21 protein-coding genes, 1 tRNA gene and 1 pseudogene are annotated in these 24,168 nt (G+C 41.9%); 13 read left to right on the top strand and 10 right to left on the bottom strand.

Annotation, left to right across the window (positions count from 1 at the left end; genetic code table 11):
* Positions 1–169: 169 nt before the first annotated feature.
* Positions 170–2,491, top strand: coding sequence for an autotransporter outer membrane beta-barrel domain-containing protein (locus HBL79_RS12000; protein ID WP_035687450.1), 2,322 nt, complete (start codon positions 170–172; stop codon positions 2,489–2,491).
* A 63-nt stretch (positions 2,492–2,554) separates the two neighbouring features.
* On the opposite strand, the gene HBL79_RS11995 is transcribed toward HBL79_RS12000, so the two are convergent.
* From HBL79_RS11995 to rpsU, 4 genes are all read right to left on the bottom strand, one after another.
* Positions 2,555–2,630, bottom strand: a tRNA-Ile gene (locus HBL79_RS11995).
* A 114-nt stretch (positions 2,631–2,744) separates the two neighbouring features.
* Positions 2,745–4,607, bottom strand: a complete 1,863-nt coding sequence (gene rpoD, locus HBL79_RS11990) for an RNA polymerase sigma factor RpoD (protein ID WP_035687513.1) — start codon at positions 4,605–4,607, stop codon at positions 2,745–2,747.
* Positions 4,608–4,687: 80 nt separating this feature from the next.
* Entirely contained in the window at positions 4,688–6,448 is a 1,761-nt protein-coding gene (dnaG, locus tag HBL79_RS11985) for a DNA primase (protein WP_035687451.1), read from the bottom strand.
* Positions 6,449–6,612: 164 nt separating this feature from the next.
* Positions 6,613–6,828: a 30S ribosomal protein S21 gene (gene rpsU, locus HBL79_RS11980; protein ID WP_035687453.1), complete on the bottom strand. Its 216-nt coding sequence runs from the start codon at positions 6,826–6,828 to the stop codon at positions 6,613–6,615.
* Positions 6,829–7,079: 251 nt separating this feature from the next.
* Between rpsU and tsaD the strand changes: the two genes are divergently transcribed.
* The 4 genes from tsaD to murQ all read left to right on the top strand — a co-directional run bounded on the left by tsaD (position 7,080) and on the right by murQ (position 10,131).
* Positions 7,080–8,114, top strand: a complete 1,035-nt coding sequence (tsaD, locus tag HBL79_RS11975; RefSeq protein WP_035687456.1) for a tRNA (adenosine(37)-N6)-threonylcarbamoyltransferase complex transferase subunit TsaD — start codon at positions 7,080–7,082, stop codon at positions 8,112–8,114.
* Positions 8,115–8,126: 12 nt separating this feature from the next.
* On the top strand, positions 8,127–8,360 hold the full coding sequence (locus HBL79_RS11970; protein WP_017805198.1) for a hypothetical protein: 234 nt from the start codon (positions 8,127–8,129) through the stop codon (positions 8,358–8,360).
* A 13-nt stretch (positions 8,361–8,373) separates the two neighbouring features.
* The gene (locus HBL79_RS11965) at positions 8,374–8,955 is read left to right on the top strand and encodes a thymidine kinase (RefSeq protein ID WP_017805197.1); all 582 of its coding nucleotides are present in this window, start codon (positions 8,374–8,376) and stop codon (positions 8,953–8,955) included.
* Between the two features lie 264 nt (positions 8,956–9,219).
* A complete protein-coding gene (gene murQ / locus HBL79_RS11960) occupies positions 9,220–10,131 on the top strand; it encodes an N-acetylmuramic acid 6-phosphate etherase (protein ID WP_035687459.1) in 912 nt (303 codons plus the stop codon).
* 2 nt (positions 10,132–10,133) lie between these two features.
* On the opposite strand, the gene rfaC is transcribed toward murQ, so the two are convergent.
* The 3 genes from rfaC to HBL79_RS11945 form a co-directional block, all read right to left on the bottom strand.
* On the bottom strand, positions 10,134–11,096 hold the full coding sequence (gene rfaC / locus HBL79_RS11955) for a lipopolysaccharide heptosyltransferase RfaC (RefSeq protein WP_035687462.1): 963 nt from the start codon (positions 11,094–11,096) through the stop codon (positions 10,134–10,136).
* Positions 11,097–11,114: 18 nt separating this feature from the next.
* Entirely contained in the window at positions 11,115–12,161 is a 1,047-nt protein-coding gene (waaF, locus tag HBL79_RS11950) for a lipopolysaccharide heptosyltransferase II (RefSeq protein ID WP_035687516.1), read from the bottom strand.
* Positions 12,162–12,276: 115 nt separating this feature from the next.
* The gene (locus tag HBL79_RS11945; RefSeq protein ID WP_035687465.1) at positions 12,277–12,669 is read right to left on the bottom strand and encodes a helix-turn-helix domain-containing protein; all 393 of its coding nucleotides are present in this window, start codon (positions 12,667–12,669) and stop codon (positions 12,277–12,279) included.
* Between the two features lie 125 nt (positions 12,670–12,794).
* On the opposite strand from HBL79_RS11945, the gene HBL79_RS11940 reads away from it, so the two are divergent.
* The gene (locus tag HBL79_RS11940) at positions 12,795–13,139 is read left to right on the top strand and encodes a hypothetical protein (RefSeq protein ID WP_199735588.1); all 345 of its coding nucleotides are present in this window, start codon (positions 12,795–12,797) and stop codon (positions 13,137–13,139) included.
* A 515-nt stretch (positions 13,140–13,654) separates the two neighbouring features.
* On the opposite strand, the gene rfaD is transcribed toward HBL79_RS11940, so the two are convergent.
* Entirely contained in the window at positions 13,655–14,578 is a 924-nt protein-coding gene (gene rfaD, locus HBL79_RS11935) for an ADP-glyceromanno-heptose 6-epimerase (RefSeq protein WP_035687469.1), read from the bottom strand.
* 137 nt (positions 14,579–14,715) lie between these two features.
* Here rfaD and deoC point away from each other — a divergent pair, with 137 nt between their 5' ends.
* The 7 genes and pseudogenes from deoC (at position 14,716) to fucP (ending at position 22,340) form a co-directional block, all read left to right on the top strand.
* Complete coding sequence (gene deoC, locus HBL79_RS11930) at positions 14,716–15,390, top strand: deoxyribose-phosphate aldolase (RefSeq protein WP_035687471.1); 675 nt, start codon at positions 14,716–14,718, stop codon at positions 15,388–15,390.
* Positions 15,391–15,433: 43 nt separating this feature from the next.
* Positions 15,434–16,183, top strand: a complete 750-nt coding sequence (locus HBL79_RS11925) for a DeoR/GlpR family DNA-binding transcription regulator (protein ID WP_035687474.1) — start codon at positions 15,434–15,436, stop codon at positions 16,181–16,183.
* A gap of 385 nt (positions 16,184–16,568) precedes the next feature.
* Positions 16,569–18,335, top strand: a complete 1,767-nt coding sequence (gene fucI / locus HBL79_RS11920) for an L-fucose isomerase (RefSeq protein WP_035687477.1) — start codon at positions 16,569–16,571, stop codon at positions 18,333–18,335.
* A gap of 51 nt (positions 18,336–18,386) precedes the next feature.
* Positions 18,387–19,861: pseudogene (gene fucK, locus HBL79_RS11915) on the top strand (L-fuculokinase).
* Positions 19,855–20,313 carry an L-fucose mutarotase gene (gene fucU / locus HBL79_RS11910; RefSeq protein WP_035687483.1) on the top strand — a complete coding sequence of 153 codons (459 nt, stop codon included), beginning with the start codon at positions 19,855–19,857 and terminating at the stop codon, positions 20,311–20,313. Before fucK ends, fucU begins: the two are co-directional and overlap by 7 nt.
* A 16-nt stretch (positions 20,314–20,329) precedes the next feature.
* On the top strand, positions 20,330–20,977 hold the full coding sequence (gene fucA, locus HBL79_RS11905; RefSeq protein ID WP_035687485.1) for an L-fuculose-phosphate aldolase: 648 nt from the start codon (positions 20,330–20,332) through the stop codon (positions 20,975–20,977).
* Positions 20,978–21,053: 76 nt separating this feature from the next.
* On the top strand, positions 21,054–22,340 hold the full coding sequence (gene fucP, locus HBL79_RS11900) for an L-fucose:H+ symporter permease (protein WP_017805186.1): 1,287 nt from the start codon (positions 21,054–21,056) through the stop codon (positions 22,338–22,340).
* Between the two features lie 85 nt (positions 22,341–22,425).
* Here fucP and HBL79_RS11895 read toward each other — a convergent pair whose 3' ends face one another.
* Together HBL79_RS11895 and HBL79_RS11890 are read right to left on the bottom strand one after the other, a co-directional pair.
* On the bottom strand, positions 22,426–23,055 hold the full coding sequence (locus tag HBL79_RS11895; RefSeq protein WP_228518226.1) for an autotransporter outer membrane beta-barrel domain-containing protein: 630 nt from the start codon (positions 23,053–23,055) through the stop codon (positions 22,426–22,428).
* Positions 23,015–24,166 (bottom strand): hypothetical protein, encoded by a 1,152-nt coding sequence (locus tag HBL79_RS11890; protein WP_035687489.1) that lies wholly within the window; start codon positions 24,164–24,166, stop codon positions 23,015–23,017. Before HBL79_RS11890 ends, HBL79_RS11895 begins: the two co-directional genes overlap by 41 nt.
* Positions 24,167–24,168: the final 2 nt, after the last annotated feature.

The raw sequence follows: 24,168 nt of genomic DNA, 5'->3' as shown, positions 1-24,168 counted from the left end.
TTCAATACCGTATGTAAATTCCCCTTGTTTTATTTTAAACTTAAACGACTATTGTTCTAGAAATAGCCAATTGAATTGAATTGAATTGAATTGAATGCTAAATTCATCATATACCAATGCAATACCTCCAAATTGGTAATTATTGAAATTATCTTAAGGAGATATCATTATGTACATTCAAGATAAATTTATTTTCTATGCTTCTCTTGCTATTTCTCTAAGCTTACTCTTGTTAACGCCTTACTCACTGCATGCCTCTTCGCTTGATGAAGAAATTCTTGAAAAAATACAAGAACTCAAAAGAATGGAAAATGCTATTCATTATGATCAAGAAATCATTAGCACGGTAGATTCTCCTAAACGAGCTGGAACAGTAGCTGATAAAAGTACAAGCTATACTAACTCAGCCAACATTGATCATAGAGAGTACATTATCTATTCGAATGCCCGCATAAAAAACATTCGCATCAGAAACTCTGGACATTTATCAAGCCGCTCGAATATTTTTTCTGGTTTTTGGAATCCTACTACTGGCTTAGTATATATTGAAAATATGGGAACATTATTAAATAAAGGTACACATTATAATGAATACGGTATTTGGAGCCTAAGCCGTAATCTATTTTTGCAGAATACAGGTCAAATTTTCAATACAGAACATTCCCCTGCACCAATAAATATCCGAGCATCTGATACAGCTATCTTAAGAAATAATGGGCATATCGAAAGCCGTAATTCTAGAAATAATGCAATAGTTGCGATGGCAGATAAAGATATGATTTTTCTGAATTTAGAAGGAGGGGAGATTATTAGCAAAAATTCAATATTATATTTAAATGGTAATAATACAAAATTTGAAAATAAAGGGAATATATCCGGTCAAAATATCAATATAATAGCTCAGAATAAGTTAGATTTTAAAAATATCGGCAAAATCAAAAGTGACGTTATCCTAACCTCACAGGAAGTTTCGAATATCGACTTACAAAAAGGAAAACTCGAGGGAAACCTAAGTGCAACCGCTTCTACTATCACTATACTGTTAAGTGATGAAAATGAAATAACAGGAAATATTAATATTCAAAGCGATAATTCCCGATTAATATTATTTGATCAAAACAAAGTGTTATCTTCTGATAAATATAATAACTTTGAATATTTAGATATTTATGGAAGCTGGGAATTAACCGCAAAAAATTGGCAATTTAAAGATATCACTGTTCATTCATCAGCAAATTTGATTACTTATAGAAATACTACCTTAGAAGGAAATTTAATTAACCAAGGAACATTAGTTCTAAAACAATCTGCACTTAATAACAATTCCGCTCTTGAAATCAGTGGTCATTATACGGGAGAAAATGGAAACATCGAAATAGATATTCCTATCATCAATTATACAGATCAAAGTCGAATGATTATTCGAGGAGAAGCTCGCGGAACAACAAGTATTATTTTAAAGATACCACCAAACTCTACCTTAAAATCCCCTTTAAAACTCATTCAAACAAGTAAATCAACAAATGATAGTTTCTATCTTTCTCCGCGTAGGAAAAATAAATACCGTCTTAAATTAGTTAATGAAAATACGGGGAATAATTGGTATTTGATTCAAGACAGCATAATACCAGCTCATATACTTAGTCATCTTGCTAATTTAGATGCAAATCAGAATCTATTCTTTTTCAAATTCTCGGATCGTTATCTTTCTCTAATTAATACACCCAAACAGAAATTTTGGGTAATGTATACAAATAAGCAAGGACATTACTCTATTGAGCAAGCCGAAGGACATATTGATACAAACAAAAATACTTTACAAATAGCCAATCAATTACTCCACTATAACGGAAAAAATTATGGTATAAATTTTGGATTGATTTTGAATATAGGATCACAAAAAAGTAAAGTATTTAATGAAGCTATTACAACTATAAAAACTACTGGACTTGGATTAGGTTTATATGCCAATTATTTGAAAGAAAATCACTATTTTGATAGTTACTTAGTGATGAATCAATTTACTCATAAGCTTTCTACTAATGAGGAAAATACTCACTATAAAAGTAAAAATATACAATTTTCTCTAGAATATGGAATTCATTACCCTATCTTAAATAATGCACTAAATATTCAAATAGAGGAGCAACTGATTTACTCTCATTTAAAGATGCCTTTATGGATAAAAGAGATAAAACATAAAAATCAGCTAAAAAATAGATTAGGTATAAAATTAAACTACGTCATTCAAACATTAAATCTTCAATCATATTTAGAATTTAACTGGTTTCACAAGTTTAATAATTCATACCTTACTTCAGAAAATAAAAATTATAAAATTGCAGGTGGAAAAAATACTAAAGAATTCGCATTAATGTTAACAAATAGTCTTTCAAAACATTGGAATATTCAATTAAGAACAGCATACCATTTCGGTAAACATCATTGGAAAGAAATATACCTAGCAACAAATATCAGCTATTTATTTTAAGAGAAATGCTATTAAAAAAAATACTAAGGTGAGTAAAATTTGAAAACTAACTAAGTGGAAAAGTGGTGCCCCCAGCTGGGATTGAACCAGCGACCAAACGATTATGAGTCGTCTGCTCTGACCGCTGAGCTATGGGGGCTAAAACGAAGTTGATTATAGTGAAATAAATTTACAAAGTCTATAATTAGTAAATTTATACGATTTAAATTTGAACAAAAAAGCCCGATCATTTAACCGAGCTTTTTTATGATAACTATTCGTCTAAGAAACTCCGCAGGGTTTCTGAGCGACTTGGGTGGCGTAATTTACGCAAAGCTTTAGCTTCAATTTGACGGATACGTTCACGAGTTACATCAAATTGTTTACCTACCTCTTCAAGTGTATGGTCGGTGTTCATATCAATCCCAAAACGCATTCTTAGCACCTTTGCCTCGCGTGGGGTTAAACCTTCTAGGACTTCGTGGGTAGCCGCTTTTAGGCTTTGTGCCGTAGCTGAATCTAACGGTAATTCAAGGGTGTTATCTTCAATAAAATCGCCTAAATGGGAATCGTCGTCATCACCGATTGGGGTTTCCATTGAAATCGGCTCTTTGGCGATTTTGAGGACTTTGCGAATTTTTTCCTCAGGCATTCCCATTCTTTCCGCCAGCTCTTCAGGCGAGGCTTCGCGTCCCATTTCTTGCAACATTTGACGAGAAATACGATTCAACTTATTAATCGTTTCAATCATATGCACTGGGATACGAATGGTTCTTGCTTGGTCGGCAATTGAACGGGTAATTGCTTGACGAATCCACCAAGTGGCATAGGTTGAGAATTTATATCCACGGCGATATTCAAATTTATCCACCGCTTTCATCAATCCAATATTCCCTTCTTGGATCAAGTCTAAGAATTGCAAACCGCGGTTGGTATATTTTTTCGCAATAGAAATCACCAAACGCAAGTTCGCCTCAACCATTTCTTTTTTCGCACGGCGAGCTTTTAATTCCCCTTGTGAAACCGCATCACAAATATCGCGAATTTGTGCGATAGTTAGCCCTGTTTCTTGTTCAATTTGAATCAAATTTTCGATAGATTGGCGAATTTGCACTTCATATTGAGCTAATTTTTCTGACCAGCCTTTACCTGCATTGAGAGCTTTGTCTAACCAAGCCTCTTTGGTTTCGTGCCCAATAAATTCTTTTTGAAACATTCCTTTTGGCATTCTAGCATTATCAACTGCCATTTTTTGAATATGGCGTTCTTGCTGACGAACTCGCTTCATCATATTACGCATTGCTAGCACAAGCACATCAAATTGTTTCGGCACTAAGCGGAATTGAGTGAAAATCTCAGCCAACACTTGGATTTGATCGCGAGCTTGTTTTTTATGACGACCGTGCTTAACAATCGCCTCTAAGGTTTTTTGATGTTGCATTTTTAATGCGGTAAATTTTTCCCGTGCCACTTCAGGATCAATCGCATTGTCTGTATCACTATCATCGGAAGTGCCACTATCATCGCCTTCTTCGTCTTCTTCCTCTTCTTCAATTGAGGTAGAAACCACGCTTTCTTCATCGTCCTCAGACAGCACATCAGTTTCATCTGTTGTTTCTTCAACTACTGCGTTAGGGTCAACAAATCCAGTGATGATGTCAGCCAGACGCATTCCCCCTTCTTCAACCAGTGCATATTGTCTAAGTAAATCATTCAATGCTTCTGGGTAAGCTGCAATCGCCGTTTGAACTTCATTAATTCCTTCTTCGATCCGCTTTGCAATATCAATTTCACCTTCTCGGGTTAAAAGCTCCACACTGCCCATTTCACGCATATACATACGCACAGGGTCGGTAGTTCGCCCGATTTCTGCTTCTACGCTTGATAATACTTGAGTCGCTTCTTCTACTGCATCTTCATCGGTAATATTTTCATTTAGCATCAAATCATCGGCATCAGGTGCAGTTTCCAGCACTTGAATACCCATATCATTGATCATCTGAATAATATCTTCGATCTGATCCGCATCAACAAGTTCTTCTGGCAAGTGGTCGTTCACTTCGGCATAGGTTAAATAGCCTTGCTCTTTCCCCTGTGCGATTAACAATTTTAACTGAGATTGTGGATTTTGCTCCATATCCATATAATGTATCCGCCTCGATGTGTAATTATGGAAGATAAAATACGCTTGATTTTATCACTGTTGGTACTGATTAACTATTTATTTTGCTGCTTTTTCTGTAATAATTGAGCCAGCGTGTGTTTTTCTTGTGGGGTAAGCCCCTCGGTTCGTTCTTTGGCGATCAAGCCCTCAATATTTTTATCGATCACTTGAAGAAAGAAGAATTTTAAGGTTTCGCGAAAAGTTTCCCCGATTTTTTCCTCATCAACTAAATGATCCCACGTCGCCAAAATTTCAAGGGGGCGAAAATGTTCCGTATCTCGCCAATATTCCAAAATCTGCCCTGTGGTGATGCCCACCTTTTCACGACAAAGTGCGGTCAGTTTTTCAAACAAATTTAAGCCGGGCTCTTGTAAGGTTTTTAATGCTTCTAGATTTGGCACAAATTGGCTCAGCTCAGGGTTTTGCACCAAAAGGGCGATGAGCAAACGCATTGGCGTTTTTCTCATCGGCGGTGGATTGTGCGTAGTGGCATTTTCCAATTTGGTTGGGATCAACTGTTCCAACTGAGTTTGATCAAACACCCCTAATTTCTGGGCTAAGGTTTTCCGCAAGGATAAACGGAGCATTTCGCCCGCAATGCGATTGATCAACGGCACAGCCAACGCCGCCAGCTTTGTTTTCCCCTCTTTGGAAGAAAAATCCACTTGCGTACTCAGGGTGGAAAACATAAATTCGCTCAGAGATTGAGCTTGGCTGATGTAATTTTCAAAGCCCTCTTTGCCATATTGCCGAATGAAGGTATCGGGATCTTCACCGTCAGGCAAAAAAATAAACTTCATTTGCCGCCCATCTTCTAAGAAAGGCAAGGCATTTTCTAAGGCTCGCCACGCCGCATCACGCCCCGCACGATCCGCATCATAACAACAAATGATCTGTTCCGTTGAGCGAAACGCGAGTTGAATTTGCTCGGGGGTGGTTGCTGTGCCTAAAGAAGCCACCGCATAATCAATGCCGAATTGTGCCAGTGCCACCACGTCCATATAGCCCTCCACAATCAGCAAGGTGTCAGGGCTATCATTCACCTGCAACGCCTCAAACAGCCCGTAAAGCTGGTTGCCTTTGTGGTAAGTGTGGCTTTCAGGCGAGTTGAGATACTTCGGCTTTTCATCATTCAGCACCCGTCCGCCAAAAGCGATAGTGCGTCCACGCCGATCACGAATGGGGAACATCACGCGGTTACGAAAGCGATCGTAAACGTCCTGCTTTTCATTGCGGGAAAGCATTCCCACATCAAACAATTTCTGCCGTTCTTCCGCATTACGCCCAAATTGTTTTAGCACCGCATTAAATTGATTTGGGGCGAAGCCAATTTGAAAACGATCGATCACCTCTGCCGACAAACCGCGTTGCTGTAAATAGGCTTGAGCAGGCAGATGCGAGGGCAGTTGCTGATGATAAAACTGGGCGATTTCCTGCATTAATTGGAACAGATCTTTTTTGCTCCGATAATTGCTCTGCGTGTTGTGATCTTTGCCATTAAAGTGCGGTGATTTTTCGTAAGGAATTTCCAAGCCCTGCATTGCAGCCAGTTCTTCCACCGCCTCAATAAACTCAAGTTTGTCATATTCCATCAAAAAGCTGATCGCATTGCCGTGTGCGTGACAACCAAAACAATGGTAAAACTGCTTTTTCGGACTAACGGTGAAGGAGGGGGTTTTCTCGTGATGAAATGGGCAACAAGCCTGATATTCACGCCCCGCTTTTTTCAGTTTGACGCGTGAGTTGATCAACTCAACAATATCGGTTCTGGCTAAAACATCATCAATAAATGAACGTGGAATATGATTTGCCATCTTGCTCCCTCGCTTTGTTTGATAACCCTTACACACTTTCACAAAAGTGCGGTGTATTTTTGTGGTGTTTTTTTGCAATGATGATGAGAGATTAAAACAACAAAACCGTGATTCCAACAGGTTTCACGGCTTGCTTAACTCGAGTTTAATTAAAAAATTTTTAATTAGTATAAACGTACATTGCGTGCATTTTCACGAGCAACACGTTTTGCGTGGCGTTTTGCACGGGTTGCGTTTTCACGTTTACGAATTGTGGTTGGTTTTTCGTAGAATTCACGGCTACGAACTTCCGCTAAAATTCCTGCTTTTTCGCAAGAGCGTTTAAAACGACGTAATGCTACGTCAAAGGATTCATTTTCACGAACTTTAATTATAGGCATAAGCCATCACCTCAATATTGATTAATATTTTGCAAAATTTAGTAACCGTTTCGATCAAACGGCTTATTCAAATAAATAAGGGTCGGAATTTTAATCTAAATTTATCGCAAAAGCAAAGAAAAGATCCGATTTTTTCCTCGCAAAGCGAGAAATTTAGGGAGAAAAGGGGGATAATCTTGGCGGTAACTGGTGAAAATGGGCTAAACAGGGTAAAATCTCCGCCACATTTTTTAGTTTGAGTAGAGAACAGAATGCGAATTTTAGGCATTGAAACCTCCTGTGATGAAACGGGCGTGGCGATTTATGACGAAGAAAAAGGCTTAATCGCCAACCAGCTTTACACCCAAATTGCCTTACACGCCGATTACGGCGGCGTTGTGCCAGAGCTAGCCTCACGCGATCATATCCGCAAAACCACGCCGTTAATTCAAGCGGCATTGCAAGAAGCCAATCTCAGCCCTGAAGACATCGATGGTATCGCCTACACCTGCGGGCCAGGCTTGGTGGGGGCATTATTGGTTGGCTCAACCATTGCACGTTCACTGGCTTATGCGTGGAACGTGCCAGCTATCGGCATACACCATATGGAGGGGCATTTGCTCGCCCCAATGTTGGAAGAAAATGCACCGCACTTTCCTTTTGTCGCCTTATTGGTTTCGGGCGGGCATACTCAGCTCGTCCGCGTTGATGGGGTTGGCAGCTATGAAGTGTTGGGCGAAAGCATTGATGATGCCGCTGGTGAAGCCTTCGACAAAACCGCAAAATTGCTTGGTTTAGATTACCCTGGAGGGGCAGCCTTAGCCCGTCTTGCTCAACAAGGCACGCCAAATCGCTTTATCTTTCCACGCCCAATGACTGATCGCCCAGGGCTAGATTTCAGCTTCTCTGGCTTAAAAACTTTTGCCGCCAACACCATTCAGCAAGCGATCAAAGAAGAGGGAGAACTAACCGCACAAACCAAAGCGGATATTGCCTACGCATTCCAACAAGCAGTGGTGGAAACCCTTGCAATAAAATGTCGCCGAGCCTTAAAAGAAACAGGCTTTAAACGCCTTGTGATAGCAGGCGGCGTAAGTGCCAATCAGCAACTACGCCAATCTCTCGCCGAATTAATGGCACAACTGGGCGGCGAAGTGTTCTATCCACAACCGCAATTTTGCACCGATAACGGGGCAATGATTGCCTACACAGGTTTTTTACGCCTCAAACAAGGGGAAAGTTCACCGCTAGAAATCGAAGTGAAACCCCGTTGGGCAATGACGGATTTAACTGAAATTCACATTTAAAAAGGAAAAATTATGCAACAATCTCATTCTTCTGCCATTCGTGCCGCGGGGATCGGCTGTGCCTTAATGCTACTCCTCATTGCCATTGCCTTATTTACCCTCCCCTCATCGCAAATCGTGGATTACCTAACCCTCGCGGGCGAATGGGTGGGGCAAGGCACAACGGTCGGCATTTTTATGCTCGCCGCCTTACCGTCGCTCACCGCATTACTTTTTTATTTCATCTGGAAATGGCTCACAAAATAACCGCACTTTAATTATGGCAAAACTGTATTTTTATTATTCAACAATGAACGCGGGCAAGTCCACCACCTTGCTACAATCCGACTACAACTACCGCGAGCGTCAAATGAACACGCTGGTTTACACCGCAGCCATTGACGACCGCTTTGGTGTCGGCAAAGTAACCTCAAGGATCGGCATTAGCCAACAAGCTAAACTGTTCCACAAAGAAACGGATCTCTTCCTTGACATCGCTGACCATTTGGAGCAAGAAAAGCTGCATTGTATTTTGGTCGATGAAGCCCAATTCCTCACCAAAGCACAGGTTTACCAACTTAGCGATGTCGTGGATAAATTGCATATCCCCGTACTGTGCTACGGCTTACGCACCGATTTCCAAGCAGAATTATTTGAAGGCAGCCAATATTTACTGGCGTGGGCGGATCAACTGGAAGAACTCAAAACCATCTGCCACTGCGGCCGCAAAGCCAATTTTGTCTTGCGTTTAAATGACCAAGGCGAAGTGGTGAAAGAAGGCAGCCAAATTCAAATCGGCGGCAATAACCACTATGTATCCGTATGCCGTCAGCATTACAAAGAGAAGATCGAAAAAGTGTAAAAAAGTGTTATTTTTTACCGCTCTTTTATTATTGGAATATCTTTGATATCGCATTTTTATAAGACGAAATTATCCAATCACTCGTAGATACTCTCCCAACCTCAAAGCTAAATACTTTTTGCATTATGTCAAAATAATCTGAGGTTGGTAAAAAACAAGTCACTTTAGATGTTTTGAAAATAATTATAGGAAAAAATAGGCAACTTTCTTACCGCACTTCCCCTAGAGGCTCCTATGGGTTCGCTGAAACTAAAGAGATAAAAAATGAAAGACAACCAATTACTCAATCAACTGTCGCAACTTAGCACGGAACAACGTAATCCAAACTCAATGAATTTGGATGAGCTTTCTGCGTTAGAAATTGTGCAACTAATGAATGCGGAGGACAAAAACGTGCCGTTGGCTATCGAAAAATGCTTGCCACAAATTGCCACGGCGGTGGAGAAAATCGTCCACGCCTTTCAGCACGGCGGTCGGCTGGTTTATCTCGGTGCGGGAACAAGCGGTCGTTTAGGCGTGCTTGATGCATCCGAATGTCCGCCTACATTTGGCGTTTGCCCCGAAATGGTGAAAGGCATTATTGCGGGTGGCGAACGTGCTTTACGTCACCCCATTGAAGGAGCGGAAGATAATCCACAAAGTGCGGTAGAAAATTTGCAAGAAATTGATTTTTCGGCTCAAGATATTTTAGTTGGTATTGCTGCCAGTGGTCGTACACCTTATGTGCTAGGCGGTTTAGATTATGCGAAATCCTTAGGGGCAACCACGGTCGCCATTGCTAGCAACGCCAATTCACCGATGACTCAGGTGGCGGATATTGCCATTACTCCTGTTGTCGGTGCGGAAGTGCTGACGGGTTCGAGCCGTTTGAAATCGGGCACAGCACAAAAATTGGTGCTGAATATGCTCACCACCGCAAGTTTTGTGCTAATGGGCAAATGCTACCAAAATTTAATGGTGGACGTGCAAGCCAGCAATCAAAAATTAGTGGCACGTGCTACTCGCATTGTCATGCAAGCCACCGATTGCACTGCAGAACAAGCCCAACAAGCCCTCACTGCCGCCCACAATAACGCCAAAGTGGCCATCTTAATGTTGCTGGCAGATCTGGATTATCCAAGTGCGGTGCAATTATTGAGCGAAAATAAAGGTCGTTTGCAAGGGGCGTTGAAATAAAATTAAAGCAAAGGGCGTAAGCGTTGCAATACCGCTTCGGCAGAAATCTGTGCCATTGTTGCGGCTTGCAAGTGGAATTGATTTTTCCCATAAGTGCCGATTAAATCAGGGTTGGTCGCGCCGTAAAGGGTGATATTGGGTTTATCCAACGCAGCGGTGAGATGTGCCAATCCTGTATCTACGGAAACTACCGCTTGGGCATTGGCGATATGTTGGGCTAGTTCGGTGAGGGATAGCTTAGGTAAAACCACTGCATTTTCAATGCCTTGAGCGATCCACTCAGCGGATTGCTTTTCTTTTTTATTGCCCCAAGGCAAATGCACGGCAAAGCCAAGTGCGGTCGTTTCTCGGGCAAGTTTTTTCCATTCTTCATTTCGCCAATGCTTATCCGCTCGCGTGGTGGCGTGAATAAAGACAAGATAAGGCGGGCTTATTTTTTTCCTAGAAAACGACTGAGAAAAATGATGTGCAATGCCATAATCTCCCTGCGTTTGCGGCACGGGGTAGCCAAGCGAAAGAGCAAATAACTGACGAATACGTTCAACGGCGTGCTGATGATAATCAATGGAAAAACGATGATCATAAAACCACGCGGCAAGGGGTTCTCTCGCACAATGTTTGTCATAGCCATATTTTTCCCCTTTGGCGAGGCGGGCGGCGAACAAAGCACTTTTTACCAAACCTTGTGCATCAATCACTGCATCATATTGATTTTGTTGCAATAATTGACGATAAGCCAGCCATTCCTGCCACGCTTTCCCCTGCCATAATTGCTTACGCCAACGGCGTATAGCGATGGGGATCACCTGATTGACCGCCGAATGCCAAGTGGGAATTTCTGCGAAATTTTCTTCCACCACCCAATCCACCTGCAAATCAGGAAATGCCTTTTGAGCGTCCGTCAATGCTGGCAGCACGTGAATCACATCACCCATTGAAGAGGTTTTCACCAAGCAAATTCGCATAATTCCCCTTTCGCCCCCTTAAAGTGCGGTCAAAATTTGGTGCAATTTTTCCATTACCATCGCAGGGGTGATGTCGATTAGGCTTTGATAATAGCCCTCCGCACTGTCTTTGCCCTTGCGGATTTTTTCTAAACCGCCCTGTTGTAAGCGGATAATCACCGCGTCTTTTGCCAGCGGTGGCGTATATTGCGGGCTAGTTGGGCCATAAAGTGCCACCAACGGACGCTGTACCGCGGCGGCAACGTGCATTAATCCGCTATCATTGGTTACAATGCCTTGACAATCCGCGATTAAATCCACCGCTTGATTGAGCGTGGTTTGCCCTGCTAAATTTAAGCAATAAGGCTGCAAAGGCACGGGCAAGCTCGCACGGATTTCCTCACCCACGGCTTCATCTTTCGCCGAACCAAAAATGCGAATGCTATAGCCTTGTTCGATGAGATGCTGAGCAAGCGTCGCATAATGATAATGCGGCCAACGCTTCGCAGGACCAAATTCAGCCCCTGGGCAGAAACCCACCGCGGAGCGATTTTCCGCCTGAGCAAGCTGAGCGTGAAAATGGCTTTTGGTTTGCTCGATTTCTGCCTCATTCACTTGTAGATAAGGGTAAGGAATGTTCATTTGCTCTGCGGTCGGCACAGCATTTTTTTCATATGCCAATGCCACATAACGTTGCACCATCATTGGATAATCCGCTTTATTCTTCCGCAGATCATTAAGGAAAAAATAACGGCTCTCCCCTTTCCAACCACGGCGAAGCGGGATTTTAGCAAACAGCGGAATAAAAGCCGATTTGAGTGAATTTGGCAACACAATCGCCATATCATATTGATTTCTCAATGTTTTTCCAATTTGATAACGCTGGCTTAAACCAAAGGTACCGTGCCCAATCGGCATTGTGAGCGCCTGACGCACCTCTGGCATTCTATCCAGCAAAGGTTTACACCAATTTGGCGCAAGCACATCAATTTGGCAATCAGGATATTGCTGTTTTAAGCATTGGTATAAACTGTGCGACATCATCATATCGCCAACCCAAGATGGGCCGATTATTAAGATATTCATTTGGGTTTGTTTAATATATAGAGTGCTTAGTAGGAAATAAAAAGCACAAATCATAATGCACTTTTTTCTTAATTAAAGCAATAGAGTAACCTAACTAGATGAATTACTAAATAGTTCAAGGTTTATCTCTATTATTTTTTTGTAATAATTCAATCAGTGATTTTAGAGCATTAATTTCATTATCTTTTTGAGATAGTAATTCTTTTTGATGAGCAATAATTAATTGCAATTTTTCATTTTCTTGTATTTGTTTTTCTGAGCCACCGTAGTAATTTGTATTATGATCATTCATTAAAAAAGTGACATTTTTTTCTCCAGAATTCATCAATTCAATAATATCAATATTAAAAATATTAGCAATTTGCTCCAAACGATGTAGGCTAAGTTTAGTCTCTCCACGTTCTAATTTCGCATAATTATTGGTTGACATATGTAGCCGATTAGCCATTTCTTCCTGGGTCCATTTATTGGCTTCTCTTCTAAATTTTATTTTATCTTTCACGTTCATAAATCACCATTCATTGTTTTTGTCAATATCTTTATTAATTGTATATTATACGGATATGTGTGTGGATAAATAGGACTTATTCATCAATAATAAAAAATATTTTAACATATATTTTATGAGGTTTAATGATGAAACTTATTTCCAAATCTATTTTTGTTATTGTCAGTTCCTTAATGTTGAGTGCTTGTGTTACTCAGCGAATGGCTGATTTTACTCTTGCTAGTACAAAAAATGTTAATCTTAGTTCTGGGAAATTAGTTCTCGGAGAAAGAGTAAAAGGAGAAGATCAATCATCTGGAATTGCCTATCTAAAAAATGCAGTAGATAGAGCTATTGAAAAAGACAGATGTGCTGTTGCTCTTTCCGATGTAGTTATTTCTCTAGAACCCGGATTTTTTAGTGTAAAATTTATTGCTGAAGGTACACAAGTGATAGATCGTAGTTTACCAGGTTGTGATACAAGAAGATAATTAATTTTTCTATGAATATCTTATAAGATTATTCAAATTTTTTCTTTCAACTTCTACGTAGGTAGTCGTAGATATTAAACTTATTACAAGATGACTTAGCTGAATGCTAGGTCTTTTTTTATAAGAAAAGAGATTAATTAGATTTCAAACATCGGTATGTTACCAAATAATGAAATTATTCCCATAGTATCTTCTACCTTTCTTATTAATTTTGACATTTTCTAATCCAGCCTATATTTAATTACATAAAGTGTAGAAAACATTTTGATAGCTCTTACTGCTAAAAATCGTGTTGATTCTAGATGGACATCTATATTTGCCCTTTACATTAGAATATAGGTAAAAGAAAATCCCATTACGAATACCACCATAATGGAATTATAGAGAGAGTAGAGTTACTTCTCCTCTACAAGCTACTTTTCACCTCATATTTATCCACTAAAAATATTCAATATCAAGCCGTAGAATACTTTAACTATCGTAGGGGCTGACCTATGTGTCAGCCCGTAATCAAGTTATTTATTCAACCACGCCATATATTCCGCCACGCCTTCGGCGACGTTTTTGAATGGCTTGTCATAACCTGTGGCGCGCAGTTTGGTGAGATCCGCTTGGGTGTATTCTTGGTAACGGCTTTTTAAATGCTCTGGGAATGGAATGGTTTCAATTTGCCCCTTGCCGTGGAATTTCAATACCGCTTGTGCTACCGCCTCGAAACTTTCCGCTTTGCCCGTTCCACAGTTGTAAATGCCCGAAATGCCCTGTTGCCAGCACCAGATATTTACCGCTGCCACATCGCCAACATAGACAAAATCACGCAAGAAATGCTCGCTGCCTGCGAACAATTTTGGGTTTTCCCCTTTCAAAATTTGATTGTTGAGGTGGAATGCCACGCTCGCCATACTGCCTTTGTGCTGCTCTCTTGGCCCGTACACATTGAAATATTTGAAACCACAGACGGGCGATTGTGCCTCAGGTAAAATCTTACGCACATATTCATCGAACAAGAATTTTGAGTAGCCATACACATTCAACGGTTTTTCAAACTCACGCGCTTCTACAAAGGTATCGCTGTCGCCGTAGGTGGCGGCACTGGAGGCATAATAGAAAGGGATTTGGCGATCTAAACAATAATGTAATAACTCTTTGGAATATTCATAATTGTTTTCCATCACGAATTTGCCGTCCCATTCCGTGGTGGCAGAACACGCCCCCTCGTGGAAGATCACATCAATATCGCCTAAATCATCGCCTGCCATAATGGACGCGATGAAATCATCTTTATCGCAATAATCCGCAATATCCAAATCCACTAGGTTCACAAATTTCGTGCCGTCTTTTAAATCGTCCACCACTACAATATCCGTGCGTCCCATTTCGTTCAACGCTTTGACAATGTTGCTTCCAATAAAGCCTGCACCACCTGTTACAATAATCATTTTTCAATCCTCATTTAACAATCAATATTAGGGCGTATTCTAAAGGATTTTCGCGGTAAGGGCTAAAGAAATTTCTCCCCTGTTCCCCCTTTTAGGTTATGATATAGCCCAAATTGACTAATGATGAAGGAGAGCCTATGCAAGCCAAAGAGATCGCGAAATACATTGATCACACCGCCCTCACGGCGGAGAAAACCCCGCAAGATATTCTAAACTTGTGCCAAGAAGCGATGACACATCAATTTTGCTCCGTGTGCATTAATTCCGCCTACATTCCGCTTGCTAAGCAAGCCCTCGCACAAAGTGCGGTGAAAATTTGCACTGTTGTTGGCTTTCCGCTTGGAGCGAATTTGAGCAGTGTCAAAGCCTTTGAAGCCTCAGAAGCCATTAAGCAAGGGGCTGATGAAATTGATATGGTGATTAATGTGGGGCTTGTGAAAGCACAACAATGGCAAGCCGTAGAGCAAGACATCGCCGAAGTGCTTACCGCCTGTCAAGGCAAAACCCTAAAAGTAATTTTAGAAACCTGCCTGCTCAGCAAAGAAGAGATCGTGAAAGCCTGTGAAATCTGTAAAAAACTGGGCGTTGCCTTTGTCAAAACCTCCACTGGGTTTAACAAAGGCGGGGCAACCGTTGAAGATGTCGCCTTGATGAAACAAACCGTTGGCGATGCGGTAGAAGTGAAAGCCTCTGGTGGCATTCGCGACACGGCCACCGCACTGGCAATGCTTGAAGCAGGAGCAACCCGATTAGGCGTAAGTGCGGGGGTTGCGATTGTGCAGGGGGAGAAAGTGCAAGGAAATGGCTATTAAATTTTTGTGGGTTTAATGCCTGTTTTGACCGTTTGGAGGAAAAATGCCAAGTAGAACATCGCAAATTTTACAGCTAGTGAATGCGTCTGGAAAAGTGAATGTCAATGCCCTTGCCGAGCAATTTGGTGTATCGGTCGAAACCATTCGCCGTGATCTGCGAGCGTTAAATCAAAAAGGCTTATTGCATCGCGTTCACGGCGGGGCGATGAGTTGCCAGTCTAAAGACATTGGGCGTTCCTTTCAAGCAAGACAACGGTTAAATTCTGAAGCGAAAAAATACATCGCACAACAAGCGGTAGAATATGTGTTTGAAGGGGCGGTGATCGGGCTTGATGCCAGTTCCAGTAGCTGGCATTTTGCTCAGCTTATTCCCGATATTCCTTGCACCGTGGTAACCAATTCTATGCACAATATCAATGCCTTAGTTAATAAACCCAATGTAAAAACCATTGCCACTGGTGGAGTTTATTCCGCCAAATATGCCGCTTTTTATGGGCCGCTCTCTGAGCAATTATTGCTCCGCTTGCATATTGATCTTTGCGTGTTTTCTTGTACTGGCATTGATAGCAATGGTGGCATTTGGGAATCCAACGAGCTGAACGCGTCTATTAAACGCAAAATGATCGACGCCTCTGGGCAGAAATTTTTACTGCTTGATAGCTCTAAATTTGAGCGGAAAAATTTAATCAAACTCGGTGAGCTTTCTCAACTGGATATTTTATTTACTGATCAAGCCCCAAATGAAGGTTTACAAAACTATTGTAAAGAGCAAGAAATTCACCTTGCTTTTTGACCGCACTTTTTCGTTTTAATGCCCGATTTTGTTTTTAATACCAAAAACGGGCATTTTAACTTCCCTGAATCGGGCATTTTTTGTGATCTCTTTCGCAAAAATGACATAAGATTTCTAAAAAGCTGTTCATTTTTTCCCATCTACTGAAAAATAAATCTAGTGCAATTTCGATTACCAAACCATTTTGCTTTTCTACCACTTATTTTGTCGTTGATATGCTCAATCTAAGAAGAAAACAAAATGCTGTTTGAAATCTGCCATATAGTCGTTTCAATTCAACGTAAGACAAAACTTTGCTCCATAGGCAGTACAGCAAGGCAAACTAACGCCGTATTATTTTGAAATCAAACGACGATATTTTTCAACCAAGAAAGGGGGAAACAAAATGACTGTATTCAAATCCTCACCGATTAAAATCGGTATCCGCCCAACCATTGATGGTCGCCGTATGGGCGTGCGTGAATCGTTAGAAGATCAAACAATGGCGATGGCAAAATCGGTCGCTCAGTTGCTTGAAAGCCATATCCGCCATTCCGATGGCTCATTTGTGGAATGCGTGATTGCGGATAGTTGCATTGGTGGCGTAACGGAAGCCGCCGCCTGTGCGGAGAAATTTAAACTGGCGAATGTGGGAGCGGTGATCACTGTAACCCCTTGCTGGTGCTATGGCTCGGAAACCATTGATATGGATCCACATATGCCAAAAGCGATTTGGGGCTTTAACGGCACAGAACGTCCAGGGGCGGTTTATCTTGCTGCCGCGTTGGCAGGGCATTCACAAATGGGCTTACCTGCCTTTTCTATTTATGGCACAGAAGTGCAAGAAGCCTCTGATACCAGTATTCCGGAAGACGTTAAAGAAAAACTCCTACGCTTTGCTCGCGCCGCACTGACTGTGGCGACCATTCGCGGTAAATCCTATCTTTCTATCGGTTCTGTTTCTATGGGAATTGCGGGCTCTATCGTGGATCAAAAATTCTTCCAAGAATATTTAGGAATGCGCAATGAATATGTGGATATGAGCGAAATCAAACGCCGTCTTGATCGCAAAATCTATGATGAGGAAGAAGTGGCATTGGCATTACAGTGGGTGAAAGACTATTGCAAGGAAGGCGTTGATGTGAACCATCCTGATCAGCAAGACAGCCCTGAACAAAAAGCGAAGTTGTGGGAAACTGTGGTGAAAATGACGATCATCACCCGTGATTTAATGGTAGGCAATGAAAAACTTGCCACCTTGAATTATGGCGAAGAAGCCCTCGGGCATAATGCCATTGCCGCAGGTTTCCAAGGGCAACGCCACTGGACAGATCATATGCCAAATGGGGATTTTATGGAAGCGATCCTCAACTCTACTTATGACTGGAACGGCGTGCGTCCACCTTATATCCTCGCCACCGAAAACGACTCACTCAACGGCGTATGTATGCTACTTGGCAACCAGCTTACAGGGCAAGCCCAAATCTTCGCCGATGTTCGTACTTATTGGAGTGAAGAAGCGGTAGAGCGTGCTACTGGCTTCCGCCCTGAAAGCGGTTTTATCCATTTGATCAATTCAGGATCGGCAGCACTTGACGGCACAGGGCAACATACCGATGCACAAGGCAATCCTGTGATCAAACCTGTTTGGGAGGTTAGCGAAGAAGACGGCAAACGCTGTGTAGAAAACACCCGCTGGTGTCCAGCTATATATGAGTATTTCCGTGGCGGTGGCTATTCCTCACAATTTCTCACCAAAGGCGGAATGCCGTTTACAATGCACCGCTTGAATCTCATTCGAGGCATTGGCCCAGTACTACAAATTGCCGAAGGCTGGTCGATTGATCTGCCTGAGGAGGTTCACCAAACCCTAATGCAACGCACCAATGAAACTTGGCCTTGCACTTGGTTTATGCCTCGTTTAACGGGAACGGGGGCGTTTACCGATGTGTATTCCGTAATGGCAAATTGGGGTGCGAACCACTGCGTCGCCACTTACGGGCATATCGGTGCAGATCTCATCACGTTGGCTTCAATGTTGCGTATTCCTGTGTGTATGCACAATGTGGAAGAGAAAAATATTTTCCGCCCAAGTGCGTGGAATGGCTTCGGACAAGACAAAGAAGGGCAAGATTACCGTGCTTGTGCCAACTTTGGACCGCTTTACAAATAATCCTGAAGAAAAAAGTGCGGTGTTTTTTGACCGCACTTTTAAGGAGGTTCTATGACAATCGCACTGATTTTTGATTGCGGGGCAACCAATTTACGCACCATTGCGATAGATCAAAATGGAAAAATGTTAGCCGCTCATCACCAACCCAATCGCACCCAGCCCGATCCGCACTATCCGCATTTTTACATTTGGGATATGGACGAAATCTGGCAAAAATTGCTCTTTTGTGCCGAGCAAACCTTAACTCAGCTAAAACAATCCCATTCTTTAGCGGAGGTTGTCGGCATTGGCGTCACCACCTTTGGCGTGGACGGCACGGCTTTTGACGCACAAGGCAAACCGCTATATCCCATTATTTCGTGGCAATGCCCTCGCACCATTCCCGTAATGGAACGGCTGTCGCACTACCTTGATGAGCAATCCCTCTATCAACGCAACGGTATAGGACAATATAGCTTCAACACGCTGTTTAAGCTACTGTGGTTGAAAGAAAACGAGCCAGACATTTTTCAACAAATGGACAAATTCCTGTTCATTTCCTCAATGATTACCCAGCGTTTAACGGGCGTGTTCAGCACCGATCGCACAATGGCAGGCACATCAATGATGACGGATCTGCAAAGCCAAACTTGGGATAGCGAAGTGCTGAAGGTGCTGGGGTTACAAACCTCGCATTTTCCGCCAATGGTCAATGCAGGGGAAAAAATCGGCAATTTAAGCACCGCACTTTGTCAGCAGTTGGGCTTAAATCCAATCCCTGTGATTTCCTGCGGACACGATACCCAATTTGCGGTATTTGGTTCAGGGGCTGGCATTAATCAACCCGTTCTCAGTTCTGGCACTTGGGAAATCCTAATGGCTCGCACCGAACAAGCCAATCCCCGCTTTGAATTTATCGCTCAAGGGCTAACCACAGAATTTGATGCCCTGCCATTTTGTTTTAATCCCGCGGTGCAATGGCTCGGTTCTGGCGTGTTGGAATGGGTGGGAAAAACCTTTTTTGCCGATGTCAGAGGATCAGCACAATATTACACCACGATGATGAATGAGGCGGAGGTTGCACCCGTGGGATCACAAGGCATTCGCTTTAGTGGCAAGTTTAACCCTGCGGATAACGGGCAAGGCTTCGGGCAAATTTCGGGGCTTTCAATGCACAGTCAGCGAGGGGAAATTTATCGTGCGGTGTTGGAACATCTCGCCTATCGCCTGAAAGCGGGTTTGGACATTTTGCAACAAGTTAGCCATTTCAACGCTGAAAGCCTAATTTGTGTCGGTGGCGGTTCTAAAATGCCTTGTGGAATCAGATTCGTGCCGATGTATTAAATCTGCCTATAGATGTGGTGGACGTAGCGGAAAGTACAGTGTTAGGAGCAGCGATGTTTACTCTCGCAGGCGTTGGTGTGTATGACAACGTGGTACAAGCTCAACAACAAATGCAACCCCGCAAACAGCGAATTTTGCCTTCAAATCACACCGCACTTTATCAACAGCTTTACCAACAACATAGGGAGGATTTGCAATGTTAAAAGGTATTCACCCCAGTCTTTCACCAGACTTATTAAAAATCCTTGCCGAAATGGGGCACGGCGATGAAATCGTTCTCACTGATGCTCACTTTCCCGCTCATCAACTGCATTCACGCGTGCTTCGAGCAGACGGTGTTGGCATTGCCACCTTGCTAAGTGGCATCACGCCGTTGTTTGAGTTTGATGCTTATGTGGACGCCCCGCTCATTATGATGCAGGCGGTCAGTGGCGACAGCCTCGATCCCAACGTAGAAATGCGTTATCTCAATGCGATCGCACAGGCATCAGAAAACCAAAGTGCGGTGCAAAATTTGCCTAAATTAAGCCGTATCGATCGTTTTGATTTTTATGAGCGTGCGAAGCAAGCCTATGCCATTGTGGTAACAGGGGAATGTGCCAAATACGGCAATATTATTTTGAAAAAAGGGGTTACCCCGATTTCGATCCAATAGTAGTAAGGAAATAAAAATGAACAGACAACAGCTCTCACAAAAAATTATTGATACTTGCCTTGAAATGACGAGATTAGGTTTAAATCAAGGCACCGCCGGCAACGTTAGCGTTCGTTATCAAGACGGAATGTTAATTACCCCCACGGGAACGCCTTACGAACAAATGACACCAGACAGTATTGTTTATGTGGATAAACAAGGCCATTATGAAAAAGGAAAATTACCTTCCAGCGAATGGCATTTCCATTTAGCGGTATATCAAGCTCGCTCTGATGTTAATGCCGTGGTGCATAATCACGCGGTGAATTGTGCTGCCGTTTCAATTCTCGAAAAACCCATTCCCCCTTTCCATTATATGATTGCTGTTGGCGGGACAGATCATATTCCTTGTGTCCCTTATGCCACATTCGGTACACACCAATTGGCGGAATATGTGGCACAAGGCATTAAAACCTCAAAAGCAATTTTACTCGCTCATCACGGTTTAATTGCTGCAGAACAAAATCTTGATAAAGCACTTTGGCTCGCACACGAAGTGGAAGTATTGGCACAGTGGTATATGAAATTGCTCGCAACAGGCCTTGACATTCCGCTTTTATCAGAAACGCAAATGGCAGAAGTGTTAGAAAAATTTAAATCTTATGGATTACGTATTGAAGAATAGTTAATTAAATAAGCTCATTTTTCTATCGGTTGTTTTGAAAATGCAATGAGTTTGTTTCTCACACAAGGAGAACATTATGAGTGCTAAAATTCTTGAAAAACAATTTGTCGTCCCCTTCATTTTAATCACGACATTATTTGCACTATGGGGATTTGCCAATGACATCACCAACCCAATGGTTGCCGTATTCCAAACAGTAATGGAAATTCCTGCTTCAGAAGCGGCATTAGTGCAGTTTGCTTTCTATGGTGGTTACGGCACAATGGCAATTCCTGCCGCATTATTTGTTAGCCGTTATAACTATAAATCGGGGGTATTACTGGGTTTAGCCCTTTATGCAGTCGGTGCATTTTTATTCTATCCTGCCGCACGCTATGAACAATTTACCTTCTTTTTATTCTCGCTCTATATCTTAACCTTTGGCTTGGCGTTCTTAGAAACCACTGCCAATCCTTATATTTTATCAATGGGCGATCCACAAACTGCCACACGCCGTTTAAATTTAGCCCAATCTTTTAATCCGCTCGGCTCAATTACGGGAATGTTCGTTGCCTCGCAAATTGTGTTAGTCAATTTAGAATCAGACAAACGTGATGCGGCAGGCGATTTGATTTTTAACACCTTATCCGCCGCCGAAAAAGCCGCCGTGCGTACCCACGATCTCGAAATTATCCGCAATCCTTATTTAGTGGTAGGGTTGGTTGTCGTGGTCATAATGCTGGTGATTGGTTTATACAAAATGCCCGCCACCAAAATGGAACAAGGCACTAAACTCTCTTTCCGTGAAGCTTTCAATCGCTTAATTGCAAAAGCCAAATATCGCGAAGGGGTGATTGCACAAGTGTTCTATGTGGGTGTACAAATTATGTGCTGGACATTCATTATCCAATATGCCGAACGCTTAGGCTTCACCAAAGCAGAAGCCCAAAATTATAACATTATCGCAATGGGTATTTTCATCGTCAGCCGTTTTATTAGCACCAGCATTATGAAATATCTCAAAGCAGAATTAATGCTATTCCTGTTTGCTTTAGGTGGATTTTTCAGCATTCTTGGCGTGATCTTTATTGACGGCGTGGGAGGGTTATATTGCTTAATTCTCACTTCAGCCTTTATGTCCCTAATGTTCCCAACCATTTATGGCATTGCACTTTATGGCTTAAAAGAAGAAGCCACTTTAGGCGCAGCGGGCTTGGTAATGGCGATTGTCGGCGGTGCGTTAATGCCACCATTGCAAGGCATTCTTATTGACCAAGGCGAAATTTTTGGAATGCCCGCAGTAAATGCCTCTTTCGTCCTCCCACTTATCTGCTTTGTCGCCATTGCAATTTATGGTTATCGCACGTGGAAAGTATTGGAATAATATCTTAAAGAAATAAAAGATCCCAATTTTGGGATCTTTCAATAGCGTTTAGACCGCACGTTATAAAGTGCGGTCATTTTTGCTCTTAAAATCGATATTCAATACCTAAATTCCCTTTTACCGAATAAGAAGAATTTGAGGTTAAATTTTTGGCATAATCTACAGAGCCATACCAATACAGATTTTGATTAAGTTGATGCGTCGCACCAACACCCAGCGTTATCCAATTTTTCTGCCAAGTGCTATCCCAACGTTTCTCACCGAAATCAATTTTTTGTGTTGGTAAAAATTCGTGAGAAAAATTCACTGTGAGATAAGGCGAAAGTGTTCGTGCTGTGTGCAATGCAGGGGCGATACGCAGTGCTAGTCGTCCAATGAAACTTCTATCAACATTGGAGGCAACATTAACCACATCCATTTTATAACCGTTGGTATGAAGTTGCTGATAAGTGAGTTGAACATCACTAAATAAGGCAAGATGTTGGTTTTGAACAAGGATAGTACCTGTTTCGAAAGACGCTCCCCAACCTTTAACGTGAGTGCGAGCAGAGCTATTTTCTGTTGAGTTATTTAGATTTCCCCATAAATAACGCACCACAGTATCAAAATAATTTCCTGTATTTGGGTTATAAGCTGTGTGAGAAAAGCCAAACTGTTTTAAATTCCCCCGCGTATCACCCGTTTGTTTGGAAGTGAGTACATACCCCCCCCCCAGCGGGTTGAATATTCATTGCAATATGCGCATTATCATAAGATATTGAATGAAAATTCGCATACCCCAAAATCAGTTTTGTATCTTCTGTGTAGGTTTTCGCTGTTGTGCCTGGCTTATGAGATAAGCCAATTCCCATTTCAATACCCGACACTTTATTTGAAACCTCTAATTGCTGATTATCGCTAAATTTTTGCCGTGCGTGGAGAACTCTCAGGTAAACAGGGCGTTGCTCAGACTCACTAATCCGATACGCTTCCCCCTCACGTTCACGCCAAGATGATGAAAGTGCATTAGCCGCAAAACGTAGTGTATGATAACTTGTGCGTATCGTGGCATTTTCATCAGAAATACTATCTGTGCCACCATTATTAGGATTTTTCACCCATCCCCAAGTAAAGCCTTTCACACCATCTTTTTCATAAGGCACAAGCTGAACTTGTGTTCCATCAGCTAAAGGAAGGAAACCATAAAAAGAATTTTCATGTTCGATCTTCCCACCGATAGTAATCAGTGGTTTACCATCTTGAATAGCATAAAAGGTTTTGTTAGGGTCGGTAATGGTGTTTGTAGAAGCATCGGGTTCTTCATAGTTACTACTTTGAGGTTTTATTACTTTAACTAAAGTATAACCATATACATTGCCCCCAATCGTCACCATATCTGAAGTTAAACCCGTATTTGTCTCTGTATCCGTACCCGTTTCCCATTGGGAGGCGAGATAAAGCGTTGTAGGATTAGTCTCAGATTTTACATTTTCGCCAAACCAGTTGCCTGTAACATTAATTTTAATTGGAGTGCCAGCTCTACGCGTTACATACAGCGATCCTCTTTTTCCTTGATTATTTGGATCATCTTCAAGTGCAATATTATTTGTATTTAATGCATTATCTACTCTAATAATTCCTTGCGGTTTTACTAGCGTATCCCCCATTCCCCCTAGATTTACATTCTTACCACTCATCCAAAAATTACCTTCTATACTAAGTTTTTTTTCACCATATTTGGGCGTTCCATCTAATGTCGTACTAACTGCCAAAGAAGAAACAGGAACAAATAAACCCGTCACAAACAAAAATATTTTATGCTTTTTATAAAGTGAATGTATATTCATTA

The sequence above is a fragment of the Avibacterium paragallinarum genome (assembly GCF_011765605.1).
Taxonomy (GTDB): Bacteria; Pseudomonadota; Gammaproteobacteria; order Enterobacterales; family Pasteurellaceae; genus Avibacterium; species Avibacterium paragallinarum.
Note: the sequence above shows the minus strand (reverse complement) of the source record. Positions and strands in the feature narration are given on the sequence as shown.